General features: G+C 56.8%; 17 protein-coding genes. 14 read left to right on the forward strand and 3 right to left on the reverse strand.

The window, feature by feature from the left end; translation table 11 throughout:
* The first annotated feature begins 1 nt into the window (after position 1).
* The 13 genes from ACMGG1_RS02535 to ACMGG1_RS02595 all read left to right on the forward strand — a co-directional run bounded on the left by ACMGG1_RS02535 (position 2) and on the right by ACMGG1_RS02595 (position 16,960).
* Positions 2-3,292 carry a DUF5107 domain-containing protein gene (locus ACMGG1_RS02535; protein WP_400826865.1) on the forward strand — a complete coding sequence of 1,097 codons (3,291 nt, stop codon included), beginning with the start codon at positions 2-4 and terminating at the stop codon, positions 3,290-3,292.
* Positions 3,293-3,311: 19 nt separating this feature from the next.
* Complete coding sequence (locus ACMGG1_RS02540; RefSeq protein WP_020828670.1) at positions 3,312-4,733, forward strand: sugar porter family MFS transporter; 1,422 nt, start codon at positions 3,312-3,314, stop codon at positions 4,731-4,733.
* A 163-nt stretch (positions 4,734-4,896) separates the two neighbouring features.
* Positions 4,897-5,880 carry a substrate-binding domain-containing protein gene (locus ACMGG1_RS02545; protein WP_115060513.1) on the forward strand — a complete coding sequence of 328 codons (984 nt, stop codon included), beginning with the start codon at positions 4,897-4,899 and terminating at the stop codon, positions 5,878-5,880.
* A 161-nt stretch (positions 5,881-6,041) separates the two neighbouring features.
* Positions 6,042-7,565 carry a sugar ABC transporter ATP-binding protein gene (locus tag ACMGG1_RS02550; protein WP_262255755.1) on the forward strand — a complete coding sequence of 508 codons (1,524 nt, stop codon included), beginning with the start codon at positions 6,042-6,044 and terminating at the stop codon, positions 7,563-7,565.
* A 35-nt stretch (positions 7,566-7,600) separates the two neighbouring features.
* Positions 7,601-8,581: an ABC transporter permease gene (locus ACMGG1_RS02555; RefSeq protein WP_020828667.1), complete on the forward strand. Its 981-nt coding sequence runs from the start codon at positions 7,601-7,603 to the stop codon at positions 8,579-8,581.
* Positions 8,582-8,629: 48 nt separating this feature from the next.
* Positions 8,630-9,688: a zinc-binding dehydrogenase gene (locus ACMGG1_RS02560; RefSeq protein ID WP_400826869.1), complete on the forward strand. Its 1,059-nt coding sequence runs from the start codon at positions 8,630-8,632 to the stop codon at positions 9,686-9,688.
* Positions 9,689-9,702: 14 nt separating this feature from the next.
* On the forward strand, positions 9,703-10,590 hold the full coding sequence (locus ACMGG1_RS02565) for an aldose 1-epimerase (protein WP_130016534.1): 888 nt from the start codon (positions 9,703-9,705) through the stop codon (positions 10,588-10,590).
* 145 nt (positions 10,591-10,735) lie between these two features.
* Positions 10,736-11,047 carry a PTS sugar transporter subunit IIB gene (locus tag ACMGG1_RS02570; protein WP_020828663.1) on the forward strand — a complete coding sequence of 104 codons (312 nt, stop codon included), beginning with the start codon at positions 10,736-10,738 and terminating at the stop codon, positions 11,045-11,047.
* 85 nt (positions 11,048-11,132) lie between these two features.
* Positions 11,133-12,452: a PTS sugar transporter subunit IIC gene (locus ACMGG1_RS02575; RefSeq protein ID WP_020828662.1), complete on the forward strand. Its 1,320-nt coding sequence runs from the start codon at positions 11,133-11,135 to the stop codon at positions 12,450-12,452.
* Positions 12,449-12,778: a PTS lactose/cellobiose transporter subunit IIA gene (locus ACMGG1_RS02580; RefSeq protein ID WP_020828661.1), complete on the forward strand. Its 330-nt coding sequence runs from the start codon at positions 12,449-12,451 to the stop codon at positions 12,776-12,778. The genes ACMGG1_RS02575 and ACMGG1_RS02580 overlap by 4 nt, the downstream gene beginning before the upstream one ends.
* Positions 12,775-14,178, forward strand: a complete 1,404-nt coding sequence (locus tag ACMGG1_RS02585) for a GH1 family beta-glucosidase (protein WP_048759797.1) — start codon at positions 12,775-12,777, stop codon at positions 14,176-14,178. Before ACMGG1_RS02580 ends, ACMGG1_RS02585 begins: the two co-directional genes overlap by 4 nt.
* Before the next feature lie 384 nt (positions 14,179-14,562).
* Positions 14,563-15,360 carry an alpha/beta fold hydrolase gene (locus ACMGG1_RS02590; RefSeq protein WP_400826874.1) on the forward strand — a complete coding sequence of 266 codons (798 nt, stop codon included), beginning with the start codon at positions 14,563-14,565 and terminating at the stop codon, positions 15,358-15,360.
* A gap of 151 nt (positions 15,361-15,511) precedes the next feature.
* Positions 15,512-16,960 (forward strand): amidohydrolase family protein, encoded by a 1,449-nt coding sequence (locus tag ACMGG1_RS02595; protein WP_259218489.1) that lies wholly within the window; start codon positions 15,512-15,514, stop codon positions 16,958-16,960.
* A 48-nt stretch (positions 16,961-17,008) separates the two neighbouring features.
* On the opposite strand, the gene dkgA is transcribed toward ACMGG1_RS02595, so the two are convergent.
* Complete coding sequence (gene dkgA / locus ACMGG1_RS02600) at positions 17,009-17,833, reverse strand: 2,5-didehydrogluconate reductase DkgA (RefSeq protein ID WP_020828657.1); 825 nt, start codon at positions 17,831-17,833, stop codon at positions 17,009-17,011.
* 268 nt (positions 17,834-18,101) lie between these two features.
* Positions 18,102-19,265, reverse strand: coding sequence for an alcohol dehydrogenase (yqhD, locus tag ACMGG1_RS02605; RefSeq protein ID WP_020828656.1), 1,164 nt, complete (start codon positions 19,263-19,265; stop codon positions 18,102-18,104).
* 222 nt (positions 19,266-19,487) lie between these two features.
* On the opposite strand from yqhD, the gene ACMGG1_RS02610 reads away from it, so the two are divergent.
* Entirely contained in the window at positions 19,488-20,375 is an 888-nt protein-coding gene (locus tag ACMGG1_RS02610; protein ID WP_218167687.1) for an AraC family transcriptional regulator, read from the forward strand.
* A gap of 20 nt (positions 20,376-20,395) precedes the next feature.
* On the opposite strand, the gene ACMGG1_RS02615 is transcribed toward ACMGG1_RS02610, so the two are convergent.
* Entirely contained in the window at positions 20,396-21,424 is a 1,029-nt protein-coding gene (locus ACMGG1_RS02615; RefSeq protein ID WP_128864566.1) for a zinc-dependent alcohol dehydrogenase family protein, read from the reverse strand.
* Positions 21,425-21,450: the final 26 nt, after the last annotated feature.

The raw sequence follows: 21,450 nt of genomic DNA on the forward strand, positions 1-21,450 counted from the left end.
CATGCACGGGACAGTCAAGGTTTGGCAAGAGCAGGTTGAATTACCCACTTACGGCACGGGCGAGCAGGATTCGCACCCGATGTTCCTGGAAAACCGCGTCTATCAGGGATCGTCCGGTGCGGTTTATCCCTATGGCGTTATTGACACCCTGAGTGGTGAAAAATCTCTGCGTTGCTATCAGGCGGTATATCTGGAAAACGACTACCTGCGCGTGATGCTGTTGCCGGAACTGGGCGGGCGTATTCATCGGGCTTACGACAAAGTGCAGCAGCGCGATTTTGTCTATCACAACGAGGTAGTGAAACCGGCGCTGGTGGGGTTATTGGGGCCGTGGATCTCAGGGGGGATCGAGTTCAACTGGCCGCAACACCACCGTCCGACCACCTATATGCCGGTGGACTGCCAGATCCAGCAGCACGATAACGGGGCGCAGACCGTCTGGCTGGGGGAGGTGGAGCCGATGCGCGGGCTGCAGGTGATGGCCGGTTTCACGCTGTATCCTGACCGCGCGCTGATTGAAATCAGCGCCAAGATTTTTAACCCTAACCCGACGCCGCGCCATTTCCTGTGGTGGGCCAACCCGGCGGTGAAAGGTGGAGACGATCACCAGAGCGTATTCCCGCCGGATGTGACCGCCGTTTTTGACCATGGCAAGCGCGATGTCTCTTCGTTCCCTATTGCCACCGGCACCTACTACAAGGTGGATTATTCGGCCGGTGTGGATATTTCGCGCTACAAGAATATCCCGGTACCGACGTCTTACATGGCGCATAAGTCGGACTATGACTTTGTAGGCGCTTACAGCCACGATGAGCAGGGCGGATTGTTGCACATCGCCGATCGCCATGTGTCGCCCGGCAAGAAACAGTGGAGCTGGGGCCACGGCGAATTTGGCCAGGCCTGGGATCGCAATCTGACCGACAATAACGGCCCTTACATTGAGCTGATGACCGGGGTTTACACCGATAACCAACCGGATTTCACCTGGCTCGACGCCTACGAAGAAAAATGCTTTGTGCAGAATTTCCTGCCCTACAACACCCTGGGCATGGTGCAGAACGCCAACACCCGTGCCGCACTAAAACTGGAAAGCGACGGGCGACAACTGGTGTGGGGGTTGTATGCGGTCGCGCCGCTGGCGCAGCACCGGTTGGTGATCCGCAGCGATAGCGATCAGCAGCTGCTGCTCGACCTCCGCGTTGATCTCACCCCCGGTGCGGCGCTGCTGGAGACCATGACCGGCGATTTCTCCGGTCGCCTGACGATTGAATTGCAGGACGCCCAGGGCCGCAGCGTACTCAGCTATCGCCAGCATCAGGCGAGCGAAAGCACCGAATTACCGCAGCCCGCCAAAGCGCCACTGGCGGCAGAACAGATCGTCAGCGCCGATGAAGCCTGGTTTATCGGCCAGCATCTGGAGCAGTACCACCATGCCAGCCGTTCGGCGTTCGATTACTACCAGCGGGGTCTGACGCTGGATCCTCTTGATTACCGCTGCAATTTGGCTCTGGCCACGCTGGAATATAACCGCGCCAATTTCCAACGCGCGATTGCCTACGCGGATGACGCGCTGACACGAGCCCATAACCTTAACCGCAACCCACAGTGCGGGTTAGCCAGCCTGATTCGTGCCTGCGCACAGGAACAATTGGGTAACGACGACGCGGCCTACGAGGATTTCTACCGCGCCATCTGGAGTGGTAACGGTAAACCGGGCGGTTTCTATGGTCTGGCACGGGTCGCGGCGCGGCGCGGGGAGTATCAGCAGGCGCTGGCGTTTTGTGAAAGCAGCCTGAGTGTTAACGCCAGCCATTATCCGCTGATCGCCCTGAAAGCGCTGCTGTTGCAACGCCTGGGGAAAGGGGCACAGAGCCTGGACTATATCGATGACCAGCTTGTCGCCCGTCCGCTGCATTACAGCCTGTATTACCTGCGCTATGCGCAAACTCACGCCGAGGCCGATTTACAACGGCTGCGGTCGGTGACCGGTTGCCGTGGGATCAATGCGCTAAACATTGCCGGTCAACTCTGTGAATGGGGAGCCAAAGAGCAGGCGATTGAGTTACTGACGCTGTTGGACAGCCAGGAAACCTTGCCGCGCTATATGTTGGCCAGCCTGCGCAAAGGCGCGGTAAGTGACCGGGAATATCGGCAACTGTTGGCGCAGGCGCGCGACGGCTTCGGCCACCAGGTGCGCTTCCCCAATACCCTGAATGAAGTGCAGATGCTAAGCCAACTGCAGGAGTGCGTTTTTGCACAGTATCTGTTGGCTTGTTTCCATTACAGCAAGCGCAACTACCCGCAGGCGGTAGCGCTGTGGCAGCAATGCGTGGAGCGGGAGCCGACGTTTGCCGACGCCTGGCGCAATCTGGGGATCTACGCCTTCAATAAACTCCAGCAGCATGACGTGGCGCTGGCGCATCTGCAGCAGGCCTTTGCTCTGCAACCTGATGACGCTCGGCTGCTGTTTGAACTGGATCAACTGAACAAACGCCTCGGTACTGCACCTGCTCAGCGGCTGGCGATGTTGGAGCAACATTTACCGGTAGTGGCCCGGCGTGACGACCTTACCGCCGAATTGCTGAGCCTTTACAACCAGTGCGATCGGTTGAGTGACGCGCAACGGATCCTGCAGCAGCGTGAGTTTCACCCGTGGGAAGGTGGTGAAGGCAAAGTCACCGGCCAGTATCTGATCAATCTGCAACGGTTGGCATTCCAGGCGCTGCAACAGGGAGCGCCGCAGCAGGCGCAGCATTTGCTGCAGTCGGCGTTGCACTATCCGCAAAATCTGGGGGAAGGGCGTCTGGCCGGGCAAAGCGACAACGATATCTACTATTGGCTGGGTATTTGTGCTGCTCGACAAGGCCAGCTCGAGGCAGCGGCCACCTGCTGGCAACAGGCCTGCGCGGGGCACGGCGAACTGGCTGAAAGCCGCTACTACAACGACCAACCGGTGGATTATTTGTTCTATCGCGGCATGGCGCTCAAGCAACTGGGGCAGTCGACACAGGCCGAACAGCAGTTCACCCAAATGCAGCAATGGGCAAGCCAGCAGTCTGCAGTGTCGCCTGGCGCCGATTTCTTTGCCGTTTCGCTGCCGGATTTGATGGCGTTGGACAATGACCTGCAACAGGCGCATCAACAGCACTGCCTGCTGGTGACGGCTTTGGCGCAGCTGGGGTTAGGGCAGTTAGCCGCAGCGCAGCAAACGTTAAGCGAGCTGCTGGCGATAAATCCTGCGCATGACAAAGCGCGTTTATTCACCGTGCTGGCCGAGACTTTAGCCAACTGATGCCCAAAAGGGGACCAATGTGACGAATAAACTGAACATGCCCTATGTCTGGACTATCTGCCTGGTCGCCGCTTGCGGTGGTCTGTTATTCGGCTACGACTGGGTGGTCATAGGCGGGGCCAAGCCTTTCTACGAGGCCTATTTTGGCATCACCGATCCCGCCCAGTCAGGCTGGGCGATGAGTTCGGCGCTGGTGGGCTGTATTTTCGGCGCGGTGATCTCGGGCCTGCTGTCGGATCGTTTTGGCCGCAAGCTGCCGTTGGCGATTGCCGCCTTGACCTTCGTGATCTCGGCCTGGGGCACCGCCGTGGCCACCAGTTTTGACGCCTTTATCATTTACCGCATTGTCGGCGGGGTCGGCATTGGCCTGGCTTCGGCGCTGTCGCCGGTGTATATCGCCGAAATCAGCCCGGCGGCACAGCGGGGGCGCTTCGTTGCGGTGAACCAATTGACCATTGTGATCGGGGTATTGGCAGCGCAGTTGATCAACCTGCTGATCGCCGATCCGGTGGCGGCCAATGCCGGTCAGGCGGAGTTGTTGGCTAGCTGGAACGGACAGGTTGGCTGGCGTTATATGTTTGGCGCCGAACTGGTACCGGCGCTGGCCTTCCTGCTGCTGATGCTGGCAGTGCCGGAGTCGCCGCGCTGGCTGGCGAAGGTCGGCCGCCACGAGCAGGCGCAGAAGGTCTTGCGACGCATCGGCAATGAAAGCTATGCGCAGCAAACGCTAAAGGAGATCCGTCAAACGCTGGACAAGGACAGCGGCAAGGTGCCGCTCAGTGCGCTGCTGCGCAGCGATGTACGGCCGGTGTTGGTGATAGGCATTGTGCTGGCGATATTTCAGCAGTGGTGCGGTATCAACGTGATCTTTAACTATGCGCAGGAGATCTTCGCGTCGGCAGGGTTCGATATTAACGATACGTTGAAGTCGATCGTCGCCACCGGGTTGATCAACCTGATCTTCACCTTGCTGGCTTTACCGCTGGTGGATCGCATTGGCCGACGCCGGCTGATGCTGATAGGTGCCTGTGGATTAACGGTGATCTACCTGCTGATGGCGGCGGCTTACGCCTATGGTTTGCTGGGGCTGCCGGTGTTGTTACTGGTGTTGGTGGCCATCGCTATCTATGCCGTCACGCTTGCCCCCGTTACCTGGGTACTGCTGTCTGAAATCTTCCCCAATCGCATTCGCGGAGCAGCCATGGCCGCCGGCACCTTTGCGCTGTGGGTGGCCTGTTTTGTCCTGACCTATAGCTTCCCGTTGCTGAATGCCGCATTGGGCGCAGCGGGCAGTTTCCTGTTGTATGGCGTCATTTGCCTGGCCGGTGCGGGGTTCATTTACGCCAGAGTGCCGGAAACCAAAGGCATTACTCTGGAAGCACTGGAAGAACAGCTCAGTGCAGCAGGTACGGATCGCGCCAGGGAGAAAAAGTTTACTTAACCCTGTTTAGTTTAATGCGTGATCCTGTGGCGGTAAGTAATCAGTTTGATCATTTAGTGTAATGAGTCTGTGCTCCGCCTGAGGGCGAACAGCGGTAAAGCCTTCAGGCGGGATAATAAGAATAGGCAGCAAGAGGTTAATGAACATTAACTGGAGAATAACGATGTTGCTAAAAAAAATAAAACACGTGCTGTTAGCCATTACCGGGGGCCTGATTATTTTCAGTGCAGGCGCACAGGCTAAAAACGACAAAACCGCCATCGGCGCTATTTATCTCGATACCCAGGGGTATTACGCCGGGGTCCGCTGGGGCGTGCAAGACGGCGCCGCCAAGGACAAAGGGAAAATTGAAATCATAGAAACCAATGCGCAGGGGGATGTTTCTAAAGAAAGTTCGTTTATCGATACCATGATTGCGCGCGACGTGAATGCCATCGTGCTTTCCGCCGTTTCGGTGAATGGCAGCGTGCGGGCCATCAAGCGTGCCAACGAAGCCAGCATTCCGGTGATTTGTTACAACACCTGCATTAATGAGAAAGGCGTAGATAAATATGTTTATGCCTATTTGGTCGGCGATCCCTACGAGTTTGGCAAAAAACTGGGTAATACCGCCGCCGACTACTTCATTGAAAAGAAAATAACCGAGCCTGCGATCGCCGTTATTAATTGCGAAGCCTTCGAAGTTTGCGTGCAACGGCGTAAAGGATTTGAAGAGGCGTTAAAAGCGAAAGTACCGGGCATGAAAATCGTCGCTAATCAGGAAGGCACCGTGCTGGACAAGGCGATATCGGTCGGCGAGAAACTGCTGATTTCCTCCGGGAAAGTCGATGCCATTTTCGGCGAATCCGGCGGCGCTACGCTCGGGGCGGTTAAAGCCGTGCGCAACCAGAACAAGGTCGGCCAAACGGTGGTATTCGGCTCGGACATGACCACCGAAATCGCACAGGAACTGGTGAACCGTCAGGTACTGCAGGCGGTGGTGGATATCTCGGGCAAGAAAATGGGGGCGTTGGTCTTTACGCAGGCGATGAACGCCATCAACCAGCGGCCGGTCGGCCAAAAGGTGGTGCAGGTGCCGATCGATCTCTACGCCTCGTCGCAGAGCGCTACTGATTGGCTGACGACTCACAAAGACGGCTTACCTTAGAGCCTATTCCATTAGGCTATTTTATTTGTCCGTTTGGCCCTGGGCAGTGCTCAGAATCCTCACGTACTCTGTGTACGCTCCGGTTCTTCCGCGCTGTCCTTGTCCAAACTGCCTGCAACAATGACGCCTACTGGGATAGGCTCTTAATGTCGGTGGCTTGCATGAGTGACAGAGCCTTAAACGAATTGGCGCAGCAACCGGTCGTGGCCCGCATTCAATCGGGGCATAAGCGTTACCCGGGGGTGGTGGCGCTGCAAGATGTGAATTTCACGCTGCGGCGTGGCGAGGTGCGCGCTCTGCTGGGGAAAAACGGCGCGGGCAAGTCCACCTTGATCCGCATGTTGACCGGCAGTGAGCGGCCGGACGCCGGGCAAGTGTTTATCGGCGATCGACTGTTGGAGGGGCCAGATGCGTTGTTGACGCGCCGGGCCGGTGAGCTTGGCGTGCGGGCCGTCTATCAGGAGCTAAGCCTGGTACAGGACATGAGCGTGGCGGAAAACCTGTGTTTGGGGGCCTGGCCGCAGCGCGCCGGCGTGATTGACGCACCAGGCATGCTGGCGCAGGCCCGGCACGCGTTGGCGCTGCTCGGGGTGGACATCGATCCTCAACAATGGGTTCGCGATCTCAGCCCGGCGCAGCAGCAGCTGGTGGAGATCGCCCGGGCCTGTCAGGGGGATCCCAAAGTGGTGATCCTCGACGAGCCAACCAGTTCGTTGGCCAACGCCGAGGCCGATCTGGTCGCGGCGGCAGTGATGCGCCTTTCCGCCGCCGGGATTGCAGTGGTGTATGTCAGCCACCGAATGAATGAGATCCGCCGACTGGCGTCGTCCTGCACCATTATGCGCGACGGCCGTGTGGCGGGTGACGTGGCGCTGGACAACACCTCAACTCAGCAAATTGTCGACCTGATGCTGGGCCATCAGGACCACCATACGCAAACCGTCACGGCCCCGAAGGGCGGGGACAAGGTTTTTGAAGTTAAACAATTATCGCTGCCGCCCAAATTGCATCAGGTGAGTTTCGAGCTGCGGCGGGGCGAAGTACTGGGCATTGCCGGGTTGTTGGGCGCAGGCCGCAGTGAATTGCTCAAGGCCATCGTTGGCCTGACGCCGTTCGTCGAAGGCGAGCTGATCCTCGACGGTGAAGCGCTGAACTGCCCGAATTACGCCCAGATGCTCCAGCGCGGTATGGCCTACACGCCGGAAAACCGAAAGGCGGAGGGCATCATGCCGTTGCTGGGCGTGGATGAAAATACCGTGATGACAGACAGCCGCTCCGTCAGCCGCTTTGGCGTGCTGAATTGGCCGAAGATCAAACAGGCAACCTCGGCGATCGTCAGCCGGATGCGGGTGAAAACCGCAGAAACCGGCACGCCGATCATGACGCTTTCCGGCGGTAACCAGCAGAAGGTGGTGATCGGCCGTTGGGTTTACGCCAGAAGCCGGATCCTGTTGCTGGATGAGCCGACGCGCGGCGTGGATGTCGAAGCGAAAAATCAAATTTACCGTATTGCGCGTGAGCTGGCGGCAGAGGGGAAAAGTATCATTTTCGTATCGAGCGAAGTGGAGGAATTACCCCAGGTCTGCGACCGGATCTTGTTGTTGCAGCAAGGCACGATAGTGAAGGAGTTTATCTCGCCCGTGGATGTTGAACAGCTGATGTCTGAAGTGCTGATGATCCAATAATTCTGCCCACATTCGAAGGCACCGGAGGTAATACAATGTCCACATTGGTACCGGAAGTAAAAATAACCCGAACCCGAAAATTATCGAAGCACGCCAATGAACTGGGCCTGCTGGCAATTATTGTCGTGCTTTACCTGGTATTTTCTATTTATGCCACCGGGTTTATTTCGCTGAATAACCAAATGAATATTTTACGCGATGCCGCCACCATCGGCATTGCCGCCTGGGCCATGACGCTGATTATTATTTCCGGGGAAATCGACGTTAGCGTAGGCCCGATGGTGGCGTTTATCTCGGTGATCCTGGCTTATTTGATGCAGTACGCGATCCCGTTGCCGTTCGCGCTGATCCTGGCCTTGTGCCTGGGGGCGGCGTTGGGCTCGGTCGCTGGGGTGTTGCGAGGCTGGTTTAACGTGCCCAGCTTTGTCGCCACATTGGGGCTTTGGAGCGCCCTGCGCGGGATGGGATTGTTTATGACCAACGCCTTGCCGGTGCCGATCGACGAAAATGACGTGCTGGACTGGCTGGGTGGGCAGGTACTGGGGCTGCCGGTTTCGGCGGTGATTATGCTGATCCTGTTCGTGGTTTTTCAGTTTATCAGCAAGAAAACCGCCTTTGGCCGCTCGGTGTACGCCATTGGCGGCAACGCCAGCGCCGCCCAGCTGTGCGGCATTAACGTCAAACGCATTCGTGTCCTGCTGTTTACCCTGGCCGGCCTGTTGGCGGCCGTCACCGGTATTCTGCTGGCGGCGCGCCTGGGCTCCGGTAATGCCGGTGCGGCCAGTGGCCTGGAGTTTGACGTGATTGCCGCCGTGGTGGTCGGGGGGACAGCCTTGTCCGGCGGGCGCGGTTCGATGCTCGGCACTCTGCTCGGCGTGCTGGTGATCACCCTGATTGGCAACGGCCTGGTCTTGCTGGGAATTAACTCCTTTTTCCAACAGGTGGTCAGAGGGGTGATTATCGTACTGGCGGTGCTGGCCAATATTATCGTGATGCAGAAGAACAATAAGCAATAGCCTCGTATACCACTAAAAATAACGCATTAAATCTGGAAGGAAAATATTATGGGAAAAATGTTGGCGGCTTATTTACCCGGAAATTCCACGGCAGAGCTGCGCGAGGTGGATATTCCGCAACCGGGTATTGGCCAGGTATTAATTAAAATGAAGTCGTCCGGTATTTGCGGCAGCGATATTCATTATATTTATCATCAGCACCGTGGCACGGCTGCCGCACCGGATCAGCCCTTGTACCGGGGATTTATTAACGGTCACGAACCTTGTGGGCAGATTGTCGCGTTGGGGGCCGGTTGCCGGCACTTTCGCGAGAGTGACCGCGTGCTGGTGTACCACATTTCCGGCTGCGGCTTTTGCAGCAACTGTCGCCGGGGCTATTCGATTTCCTGTACCGGCGTTGGCAAGGCAGCCTATGGCTGGCAACGGGATGGCGGCCACGCCGACTATCTGTTGGCGGAGGAAAAGGATCTGATCCATCTGCCGGATTCGCTCAGCTACGAAGACGGCGCTTTTATTTCCTGCGGCGTCGGCACGGCCTATGAAGGCATTGTGCGCGGCGAGGTGTCCGGCAGCGATCACGTGCTGGTCGTAGGGTTGGGCCCGGTTGGCATGATGGCGATGATGCTGGCGAAGGGGCGGGGGGCGAAAACGGTGATTGGCGTAGATGTCATACCGGAACGTCTGGCGACTGCGAAGCGGTTGGGGCTGATGGATCACGGTTTTCTGACCGGTGAGGGGGTGACAGAGCGCATTCGCGAATTGACCGCGGGCGGCGCCAACGTCACCCTCGACTGTTCCGGTAACGCTAAAGGACGGCTGCTGGCGCTGCAGGCCTCCTCGGACTGGGGAAGGGTTGTCTACATCGGTGAAACCGGCAAGGTGGAATTTGAGGTCAGTGCAGACCTGATGCATCACCAACGACGAATTATCGGCTCCTGGGTCACCAGCCTGCACCATATGGAAAAATGTTGTACCGACCTGCACGACTGGAAAATGCATCCGCATCACGCGATTACCCACCGCTTTGCCCTTGAACAGGCTGCCGATGCTTATGCGCTGATGGCTTCCGGGCAGTGTGGCAAGGTGGTGATTAACTTCGCCGATTAACGCCAGGGGGCACTATGGCACTGTTTAGTTTGGATAACGGCTGCGTCTCGCTGGTGGTTTCCTCGTTGGGCGGCAGCGTGCTGAAATTTACCGCTTACACACCGGAGGGAGAGCTCCCTCTGCTGCGGCCTGCGGTAGTGAGTGACGCTACGCCGGCGCTGCAATCGGGATGTTTTCCTCTGGTCCCCTTCGGCAATCGGGTCAATCAAAACCGCTTCAGCTTCGAGCAGCAAGACTACCGGCTCAGCGCCAATACCGACTGGGATCGGCATTATCTGCATGGTGACGGCTGGCTGCAGGAATGGCAATGTGTTGAGCAAGGCGACGAAGTCCTTCACTTGCGCTATCAGCATGAGAATGGCCCTTATCGTTATCAGGTAGAACAATACTTTACCCTGCATCAGCACCAACTCAGCATCGAACTGGCGGTAGAGCACACCGGTGAAAAGCCGATGCCCTATGGGCTGGGTTGGCATCCGTACTTTCCGTTAACCGCGGATACCCGGGTACAGGCATCCGCCGCGGCCTATTGGCGGGAAGCCGAAGACTGGCTGGCGGGCGAGCAGGCAGCGCTGAGCGAAGAAATGGATTTCAACCAGCCGGGGCCATTGCCGCGTCATTGGGTGAACAACGGCTTTAGCGGCTGGAACGGCGAGGCGGAGATCCAGTGGCCGGAGCAGGGAGCTCGGTTACGAATGAACACTCAGCCGGCCTGTCCGGTTTATTTCCTGTTCGTCTCGGATCCGGCGTTCGATCCGGGTTATCAATTCGACTTTTTCTGTCTGGAACCCATGTCCCACGCGGCCAACGGGCATAACATGGCTGACCTGGGCGGGCTGCGCCGCCTGGCTAAAGGGCAACGGTTTAGCCAGACGATGTTGCTCAGTTATTCCGCGTTTTAAGCCCGAAAATTAAAATTCGGATCTCCTTCACAGAACCCATTCAAACTCTGCAACCGGTTACTGAAACCGGTTGCGGTTTTCTCGTTTTTGAAACCATACTCATTCTTCAACTGAATCATTTGTACCTATGCCTCCAGGAGAACGGATGAAAAAAATATTCTTATGCTGCGCCGCAGGAATGTCGACCAGCATGGTGGTGAATAAAATGAAAAAGTCTGCCGAACAGCAGGGGATTGAGGTTGATATTATCGCCGTCGGCCTGGAGGAATTTGAATCCACGTTGGCGAATTACCAATGTTGCCTGCTTGGGCCGCAGGTGAAATATAAGTTCGCCGATTTTAAAAAGATTGCCGACAGGGAAAATAAGCCGATAGCGGTAATAAACAGCATGGATTACGGCATGATGCGCGGCGATAAAATTCTCGCCGAAGCCTTACAGATGATCGCACAACACTGATCCCACCGGGCCGCCGGCATCAGGCCGTTTCCGCCGGTTTTCCCATCCTGTGACCATTGACTCAGCACCTCCCGAGGGTTGGACCATGAGTATCAGCCAGGCCGCATTCAATTTTATCGAAAACCGCATCAGCCCGATTGCCGGGAGATTATCGACTCAGCGACATATTATGGCGATCCGCGACGGTTTTATTTCCGCGATGCCCTTTATGATCGTCGGCTCATTCTTGCTGGTGTTTGCCTATCCGCCCTTTTCCGCCGACAGCAGTTGGGGCATAGCCCAATGGTGGCTGGGGGCGGCGGAAAAACATCAGGTCGCTATTCTCACCCCGTTTAATATGACGATGGGCATTATGTCCATCTATATCACCGCCGCCATTGCCTACAACCTGGCGCAGAGTTATAAGCTCGATCCCTTTATGGCGGCGATGCTGGCATTGATGTCTTTCTTGCTGGTGGCCGCGCCGCAAAGCGAAAAAATGCTGCCGACCGCCGCACTGGGCGGTGTGGGGATCTTCACCGCCATTTTGGTGGCGATATATACCACCGAACTGATCCGCTTCCTCAAGGCGCACAATATCGGCATCTCATTACCGGAGCAGGTGCCGGCCAAGATCAAGCAGTCGTTCGATCTGCTGATCCCGATCCTGGCGGTGGTGATCACCCTGTATCCGCTGAGCCTGCTGGTGCAGCACCAGTTCAACCTGCTGTTGCCGCAGGCGATCATGGCGCTGTTCCAACCCTTGATCTCTGCTGCGGATTCGCTGCCGGCGATCTTGCTGGCGGTGCTGATCGGTCATCTGCTGTGGTTTGCGGGTATCCACGGCGCGGTGATCGTTTCCGGCATGCTGCAGGCCTTCTGGCTCACCAACCTGGGGATTAACCAAGACGCGCTGGCCGCCAACCAACCGATGCCGCACATCTTTATGGAGGCCTTCTGGACCTTCTTTATCGTCATCGGCGGATCCGGCGCCACCTTTGGGCTGGTGCTGCTTTATCTGCGCAGCCGTTCGGCGCACCTGCGTTCGATCGGCAAGCTGAGCCTGGTGCCGAGTTGTTTCAACATCAACGAACCGGTGATCTTCGGCACGCCGATCGTGATGAACCCTACCTTCTTTATTCCGTTTATTACCGCGCCGATCGTCAATTCGATCATCGCCTACGCGGCGGTGAAGCTGGATCTGATCGGGCGGGTGATCTCGGTGGTGCCCTGGACCGCTCCGGCGCCGATTGGTGCCGCCTGGGCTACCGGTTGGGATTTCCGCGCCGCGCTGTTGGTGCTGCTGCTGGCGGCGGTTTCGGCGTTGATCTACTACCCATTCTTCAAAGTCTATGAGCAACAGCTGCTGGATCAGGAAGTGAGCGAAGCGGAGCAGATTGAACAGACACAAGGAGTCACCGAATGATGGACATGGAAACGGCAGTAATGGAGCTGATCATCAACGCCGGAGAGGCGCGCAGCTGTGCCATGCAGGCGCTGTATGCGGCGCGTAAGTACCAGTGGGACCAGGTGGATATTCTGCTGGCGGAATCGCAACTGGCGGCGAAGCGTGCCCACGCCACCCAAACCGAGCTGATCGGTTTTGACGAAGGGGAGGGCAAGCTGCCGGTCAACCTGATTATGGTGCACGCGCAGGACCACATCATGAATGCCATGCTGGCGCGCGATCTGGTGGAAGAACTGGTGAGAATTTACCGATTACTGGAGCAAAACGGGGTGAAAAACCAATGAGCGTATTTCCGAAAGACTTTCTCTGGGGAGCCGCGACCGCGTCTTATCAGGTCGAGGGCGGCTATGATGCCGACGGCAAAGGCCTGTCCAACTGGGACCTGTTCTCTCACCTGCCAGGCACCACCTATCAGGGGACTAACGGCGACGTGGCGGTCGATCACTATCATCGCTTCCGTGAAGATGTGGCGCTGATGGCCGAGCTGGGTATGCAGACCTACCGATTCTCGATTTCCTGGCCACGGCTGCTGCCACAAGGCCGGGGAGAAGTGAACGAGGCCGGGATCCAATTCTACAGCGATCTGATCGACGAACTGCTCAAGCACAATATCAAACCGATGATCACCCTGTACCACTGGGATCTGCCGCAGGCGTTGCAGGACGCATTTGGTGGTTGGGAATCACGAGAGATCGTCGATGCTTTTGATGAATATGCGCGTCTGTGTTACTCGCGGTTTGGCGACCGGGTCGAACTCTGGTCCACGTTCAATGAAACCATTGTGTTTATCGGCATGGGCTATTTCACCGGGGCGCACCCACCCAAACTGACCGATCCGAAAAAGGGCATTCAGGCGTGTCACCATGTGTTCCTGGCCAACGCCCGTGCGGTAAAAAGCTTCCGTGAAATGAAGATCAACGGCCAGATCGGCTTCGTCAACGTGCTGCAACCGAACGATCCGATCAGCGATTCACCGCAGGATCGCCGCGCCTGCGAAATAGCCGAAGGGATCTTCACCCACTGGCTGTACGATCCGGTGCTGAAAGGCGAATACCCGTCAGAGCTGCTGGCGATGGCGCAGCAGGCCTTTGGCGTGCCGCATTTCGCGCCGGGCGATGAGGCATTGCTGAAAGAGAATATCGTCGATTTTATCGGTCTGAATTACTACAAGCGTGAAATGGTCGCGCACAACGATGACGTGGACGGTTATACCATCAACACCAGCGGGCAGAAGGGCAGCGGGCGCGAGCTGGGCTTCAAGGGGTTGTTTAAACAGGTTCGCAATCCGAACGGCGTCTACACTGATTGGGATTGGGAGGTCTATCCGCAGGGGTTGACCGATGCCATTGGTCGTATCGTCAAACGCTACGGCAATATCCCAATCTACATTACCGAGAACGGGCTGGGAGCCAAGGATCCGATCGTCGAAGGTGAGGTGCGCGATCAACCACGTATTGATTATTTACGCGATCATATCCAGGCGATTGGCGCGGCGATCGAGCAGGGCGCGGATGTTCGTGGTTATTACCCGTGGTCATTTATCGATCTGCTCTCCTGGCTCAACGGCTATCAGAAACAGTACGGCTTTGTGTATGTCGATCACGACAACAATCTGGCACGTAAGAAGAAGCAGAGCTTTGGCTGGTACCAGCGGGTGATCGCCACCAACGGCGAACGGTTGTAGCTCGCTAAAGGGGTAAGTCTCAGTATGTCCCAGGCTGATAGGCAACACTTTAGCCTGGGCGGGTACTTACCCTCTTTTTCTGATCTGTCTGTCAATTATTCCCTTCTCAAAATCCCCTCTTGCTATTCCATTTCGGCATACCCGTGTTGTGACTATTCATTACTCACCGCCTATAAAAACACCATATAGTCAAATTATTGCCTTACCGTACCATCACAAACAGGAGGAGGGAGATGAGCGATTTCCCGCTTGAACCGCCACACAATTTTCCTCGCCGGCTGGCAGAGCATAAGCATCTACTACAGTTCTTGTGGGAAACGGCCAAATCTGGCCGTATCGCCATTCACCCCTGCATCCCACTTTCTGCATGATGAGGGAACAAGCATGAGCATGAAAACGATAACGCTGGGCAGCAATTCATTCGACTACCAGGACAGCGGCAGCGGGGACACCACCCTGCTGTTGCTTTCCGGTTGGTGCCAGGATCACCGGCTTTTTAAACACCTAATACCGCTGCTGGCGCAACACTATCGCGTACTTAATATTGATTGGCGCGGGCACAATGCCGCACGCAGTTATGACGGCGATTTTGGTATGGATGATCTCACGGCCGATCTGGTTCTGTTTCTTGACCGGCTGGATGTTGAGCGCTTGATTCCGCTCTCTACATCCCATGGCGGCTGGGCCAACATCGCTTTAAGCCAGCAACTGGGCCCGTTGCGGGTACCGAAAACCATCGTGGTGGACTGGTTGATGACCGGAGCTTTTACCGATCTGCTGCAGAATTTACAGCAGAGCCAGCGGCCGGAAAGCTGGCAACAGGCGCGAGATGCCCTGTTTGCGGAATGGGTAGCCCATACGGATAACCAGGATGTGATCAACCATGTCCAACAGGAAATGGCCGGATTCGATCAGGAGATGTGGATCCGTTCTTGTCGGGAAATCGAGTTGGCCTATGGGCAATTGGGCTCTCCCCTGCAACGCCTGGAACAGCTCACCCCTGAGCGTCCGGTAATGCACCTCTATTCACAACCGCATAGCGCAGAGTATGACCAGTTGCAGCGCGAATTCGCTCAACGCCACCGCGGGTTCAATCCGGTAAAAATTGCGGGGGCGAGTCATTTCCCCACCCTGGAATCGCCGGACAAAGTGGTGATGGAAATCCGGTCATTTATTGGCTAGGCAACATCCCGCCGTAGCAACAGCGCTCCTAATGATGAGCAGATTCATAAGAATGTGCGTAGCCGTATTTATGTCGTTCGGCCTGTCTGCCGTGATTAAACCACCGACATTGTGCACGCCTGTTTTCCAGTGGGTAATCAGGAGGTAAAACATGAGCATGCAGGCCGATCGTAAGGTCATCACTGGCGGTCATATTATCACCATGGATGCAGAGTATGGGGAACTGCCCCAGGGGGCGCTGCTGATTGAAAATGGCCGGATCGCAGCGCTGGCGGAAAACGCAAAGGCGTTTAGTCATCTGGATGCCGAAGTGATCGATGCGCGTGGTGCGATCGTGTTGCCGGGTATGATCGACAGTCATCGCCACACCTGGATGTCGTTGTTTCGGGGGATCTCCGGCGATATGTCGTTGCCGGAATTTCTGGCGAATACGTTTTATGGGCTGGGGGCCTTGGTGACCGCCGAGGATTTGTCCACTGCCACCCTGGTGGGGGCGCTCGAGGCCATAGACAGCGGGGTCACAACCATCCTCGACTGCTGTGACTGTGTGAATAGCCCGGATCATGCCGTCGCAGCGATCGAATCACTGCAACAATCCGGTATCCGTGGCGTGTATTCCTATGGATTTCAGGTTTATGATTTTCAGCCCGCCGGTTTTTCCAGCCATCAAGAACGCGTCAATTTTGCCGCTGAATTGCGCGAGCGTTATTTTAGCGACGATCAGGGTTTGTTGCGTATGGGGACCTTGCTCAGCGATTTCGGCACCGTGCCCTTTACGCAGACTGCGGCGGAGATCCGCATGGCGCAGCAGCAGGATATCCTGATTGCTTCTCATACCGGCGCACTACCGAATAGCCGGTTATTGAAAGGGTTACAGGAGCTTGACGATCATCAATTGCTGCAGCCCGGTCACCTGCATATTCACTGTTCCGGTCTGACCGATCCCGAATGGCGGCTGTTGGCTAAAACCGGCGCTAAAGTCAGCATCGCCCCCGAAACTGAAATGCAAATGGGCATGGGCTTTCCTCCCATCAGAGCCTGTCTGGATCACGGGATAGCCCCGGCGATCAGCACTGACATTGTCTGCGTGGGGTCTGGGGATCTGTTTTCGCAGATGCGGCTGGGGCTGCAAACCCAGCGCTGCCTGGATAACCATCAGCACCATATCCGTGGGGAAGTGGTTTCTGAACTTTCTCTCTCGGTGGGGGATGCGTTGCGTTGGGCGACCCACGGCAGCGCGGCTGCGCTGGGAATGGAGACAAGTATTGGTTCGCTGACGCCGGGAAAACAGGCCGATGTGATTATGCTTAAACATCAGCGGGCGATGGTGCCTTCTTCTTTCCCAAGGGCGAGCAGCGTGTTGCAGTCCCATGCCGCCGATGTAGATACGGTGATCATCAACGGCCAGACCCGCAAGCGGCATGGCGAACTGGTGGGACAGGATATGGCCGCCATCCGGCAACGTGCCGCTCAGACGCTGGCGCGTATTCAGCAGGCGGCGCTCGGGCGCGCAGAGATCACCGGAGCAGAAGCGGTTGCCTGGCTTAGGGAGGCGGAGCGGAGAGCGTCGGTAAATCTGGCGGAGGCCTATCGCCGATAAGCGTATTTTGGATGATGCTGCGCCCGACCGAAGCCGGGCGCAGGGAGATTACAGTGAGTCCGGATCCGGCCCCAGGCGGTTGCCGATATCCAGTTTGGCAATTTCGCCCAGTTCGTCTTTATCCAGTTTGAAGTCGAAGACTTCGAAGTTTTCACGAATGCGCGCTGGCGTGACCGATTTCGGGATCACGATCAGCCCGCTGTCCAGGTGCCAGCGCACCACGATTTGCGCCGGGGTTTTCTCGTATTTTTCCGCCAGGTTTTTGATCACCGGTTGGTCGAATACCCCTTCGCCACCCTGTGCCAGTGGGCTCCAGGATTCGGTCGCAATATGGTGGGTTGCGTTCCAGGCGCGTAGCTGACGCTGTTGCAGCAACGGGTGCAGCTCGATTTGGTTAATCACCGGTGCGACATTGGTTTCGTCCAGCAGGCGCTGCAGGTGCGGGGTGTGGAAATTGCATACCCCGATGCTTTTGACCAACCCCTGCTCGCGCAGTTTGATCAGCCCTCGCCAGGCGTCGACATATTGGTCCTGCTGCGGCCTTGGCCAGTGGATCAGATACAGATCGACGTAATCCAACTTGAGTTTTTCCAGGCTGGTTTCCAGCGCGCCTTGCGGGTCGCCCTGATCGTCGTTCCACAGTTTGGTGGTGATAAACAGCTCATCGCGTGGTATTGAGGTGGATTGCAGTGCTGCGCCAACCCCTTCCTCATTCTTGTAGATTGCAGCGGTATCGATCGAGCGATAGCCCACCTCCAGTGCTTTAAGCACCGCCTGGGTGGTTTCTGAAATACTCGCCTGCCAAACGCCGAGACCCAACTGCGGCATCAGATTACCATCGTGGAGTTTGATGATGGGTTGTTGCGTTGTCATGCGTATCTCCTTGTCAACGGATTGCCCAGTGCTGCATGCACCGGAAACGGCTATTAATAAATTCTAGTTGGCAAATTGGGGGAGTGCTGAGTTTGCTAACCAAATTCCAGCGCTGTCGGGATAGGGCGGCTACAGGTCATGTTTTCTCCCATGGGTTAATCAGATGAAGATCGGCAGCGCGAATAGCGCATTGAACTGCGCCCGATGAAGAGTCGGGCGCAGGAGAGAAGTTGAAACTAAAGCCTAGCAGGAAATAGGCGGTTTGCGATTAACGCGCCGCGTTATAAATGCGTTGGCTGACTTCGAGGGTGATGTCTTGATGCTCGCCAAGTGCTGTCATGCCGTGCTGATGCAGTTTATCAAGCAACGCCGGGATAGAGCTGCCGTCGAGCTGGTAATCCGCCATGCGGGTTGGTACGCCCATTTGTTCGAAGAAGGCACGAGTGGCGGCGATGGCACCGTCGATACGGCTGTCTTCACTGCCATCGCGCAGGCCCCAAACGCGGTCGGCGTACTGCAGCAGTTTTTCGCGTTTCTGCGCTTTTTTCTCGATCAGCAGCGCAGGCAGAACAATCGCCAGCGTCTGGGCATGATCCAAACCGTGCATGGCGGTCAATTCGTGGCCCAGCATATGGGTTGCCCAATCCTGCGGCACACCGGCGCCGATCAGACCGTTCAAGGCCATGGTTGCGCTCCACATCACGTTGGCGCGCACCGCATAGTTTTCCGGCTCGGACAGCGCGCGCGGGCCATCTTCCAGCAGCGTCAGCAGCAGGCCTTCGGCAAAGCGATCTTGCACCTTGGCGTCGACCGGATAGGTCAAATACTGCTCAATGGTGTGGACAAAGGCATCGACTACGCCATTGGCGATTTGGCGCGGCGGCAGAGAGTAGGTTACTACCGGATCCAGCACCGCGAACAGCGGTTGCACGTGTGGCGAGAAGAAATGCTGTTTGTCGCCGCTGCTTTTGCGGGTGATCACTGCGCCGCTGTTGGACTCAGAGCCGGTGGCCGGCAGTGTCAGTACGCAGCCCATTGGCACCGCGCCTTTGATTTCACTGCCCACGGTTTTCAGGATGTGCCATGGATCGGCATCCGCCTGATAGTGGGCCGCTGCGGCAATAAACTTGGTGCCATCAACCACGGAGCCGCCGCCGACCGCCAGCAGGAAATCGATATTCTCTGCGCGCACCACTTCGACCGCTTTCATCAGCGTTTCGTAGGTTGGGTTAGGCTCAATGCCGGAAAACTCCTGCACGTTGCGGCCCGCCAGTGCGGCATAAACCTGATCCAGCACGCCATTTTTCTTCACGCTGCCGCCACCGTAGGTGATCAGAATGCGTGCGTCGGCAGGGATCTGCTGTGCCAGGCCGGCGATTTGGTCTTGGCCGAACAGGATTTTGGTTGGGGTATGAAGAATAAAGTTTTGCATGGGTAATTTCTCTTCTGCATGTGGCAAGCGCCGCTGGCGCAAAATATCTGAGGTGTATTGTCAGTAACTTGGCTCAGCAGCACAATGCACATTCCTGCCCGAGTCTTGCCTATTCCTACAAAGCGTTGTAGAAAAATAGAGTTTTAAACTATTATTTATGCCGAATTATTCTTAATGTAAGAGGGTGTTTCCGTGAGCGAAATCGATGAACTGCGCGGCCGCATGGCGCGCCAGGCGGCCTGCTTTGCCGAGAGCAACGGTTACACGCCCTCGCCGGTGCCGCTGGTGAAAATTCTTTATGTCGATCGTCATTGCCCGCGCCAGCCGGTGATGTATGAGCCGGGTGTGGTGATCATTTTTCAGGGGCACAAGGTCGGCTACTGCGGTAATCGGGTTTTCCAGTATGACCCGCGCAATTATCTGTTGATGACGGTGCCACTGCCGTTTGAGTGCGAAACCTTCGCCAGCCCGGAATTGCCGCTGGTGGGGCTGTCGGTGAATATCGACAGCCAAATGCTGCAGGACCTGTTGATCGACATCGGCGATGACGACTACCTGGTGAAGCCGCGCAGAGAAAGCAGCGGGGTGAACCTGGCCGAGCTGTCGGAAGAACTGTTGTGCGCCACCGAACGCCTGCTGGATGTGATGGCCAAACCGCTGGATGCACGCGTACTGGGGCCGCAGATTGTACGTGAAATTCTCTACCACGTACTGCGCGGAGCCTGTGGCGCCTCATTGCAGGAATTGGTTAACCGCCATACCCACTTCAGCCAAATCGCCAAGGCGCTGCGGCGTATTGAGAACCAATATGCGGACAACCTCAACGTTGAGCAGTTGGCGGGGGAGGTGAATATGAGCATCTCGGCGTTTCACCATAACTTCAAGGCGGTGACCAACACCTCGCCGCTGCAATATGTGAAATCCTATCGCTTGCACAAGGCGCGTTTGCTGATGGTACACGACGGTTTGAAAGCCAGTACCGCGGCGATCCGTGTCGGCTACGAAAGCGCTTCGCAGTTCAGCCGCGAGTTCAAACGTTTCTTTGGCGTGACGCCGAGTGACGAAGTTGCTCGACTGCGCGAAAACCCTCCTTTAATGATGGAAGGTTAATCTCGCCGCCGGGCAGTGATTCAGCGCGTCAGCACAATTTTACCGAATGCTCCGCGATCGAGGTGATCGAGCGCCTGCGGCAATTGATCAAAGCGGTAGCGCTGGTCGATCACCGGCTGTAGGGCATTAACGTCCACCGCACGCACCAGATCTTCCAGTGCGCGGCGGTGGCCGACACCAATACCCTGAATGACCGGCGATTTCATCAGCAGCGGCCCTGCGGGAGCCGAAACTTCAAAGCCTTCCAGCGCCCCGATCACCGAGATACGCCCGTGCACCGCAACGGCGCGTACCGAATTACCGAGATTAGGGCCACCCACGGTGTCAATCACGTGGTCGATGCCGCGATCCTGGGTCAACTGGTACACCTTTTCTACCCAGTCCGCAGTCAGACGGTTAATGCCATGATCGGCACCCAAGGCTTTGGCTCGCGCCAGTTTTTCGTCGCTGCCGGAGGTTACATAGACCTCGGCACCCAGCATTTTGGCGATTTGCAGTCCGAACAGCGCCACGCCACCAGTGCCCTGTACCAGCACCGATTCTCCGGCGTGCAGCTGGCCCTGTTCCACCAGCGCGAACCAGGCGGTCAGTCCGGCACAGGGCAGGGTACTGGCCTGCGCATCGTCCAGCGAGGTGGGCGCAGCCGCCAACCAGTCTTCGTGCAGCACCACGTATTCCGCCAGCATGCCCTGATAAAAGCCGCCCAGAGTGCGGTAGGGTGGGATGCGCGCATTACCATAGGGTTTTTGCCGGCCATCGAGCCAGCCGGGGCTAAAGGTGGAAATCACCCGTTCACCGGGCTGAAAACGGGTGACGTCGGGCCCAATGGCGTCGACTTCACCGGCCATGTCGGAGGCTGGCGTGAAGGGCTGCGGCAGTTCTAGCCCCATGCCGGTTTCAATGACCAGTTTGTCGCGGTAATTGAGCGATACCGCATTCACTTTCACTCTGATCTGGTGCGGTCCCGGTTGCGGTATGACGCTTTCGTTCAGTTGCAGGTGTTGGCGCCCCAGGGCGTCCATTGTCCAGCGTTGCATTGTTTCGGCCATGATTGACTCCAAAGTCAGCGATAAAT

It is taken from the genome of Serratia sp. BNK-12 (assembly GCF_047456085.1).
GTDB lineage: Bacteria > Pseudomonadota > Gammaproteobacteria > Enterobacterales > Enterobacteriaceae > Serratia > Serratia liquefaciens.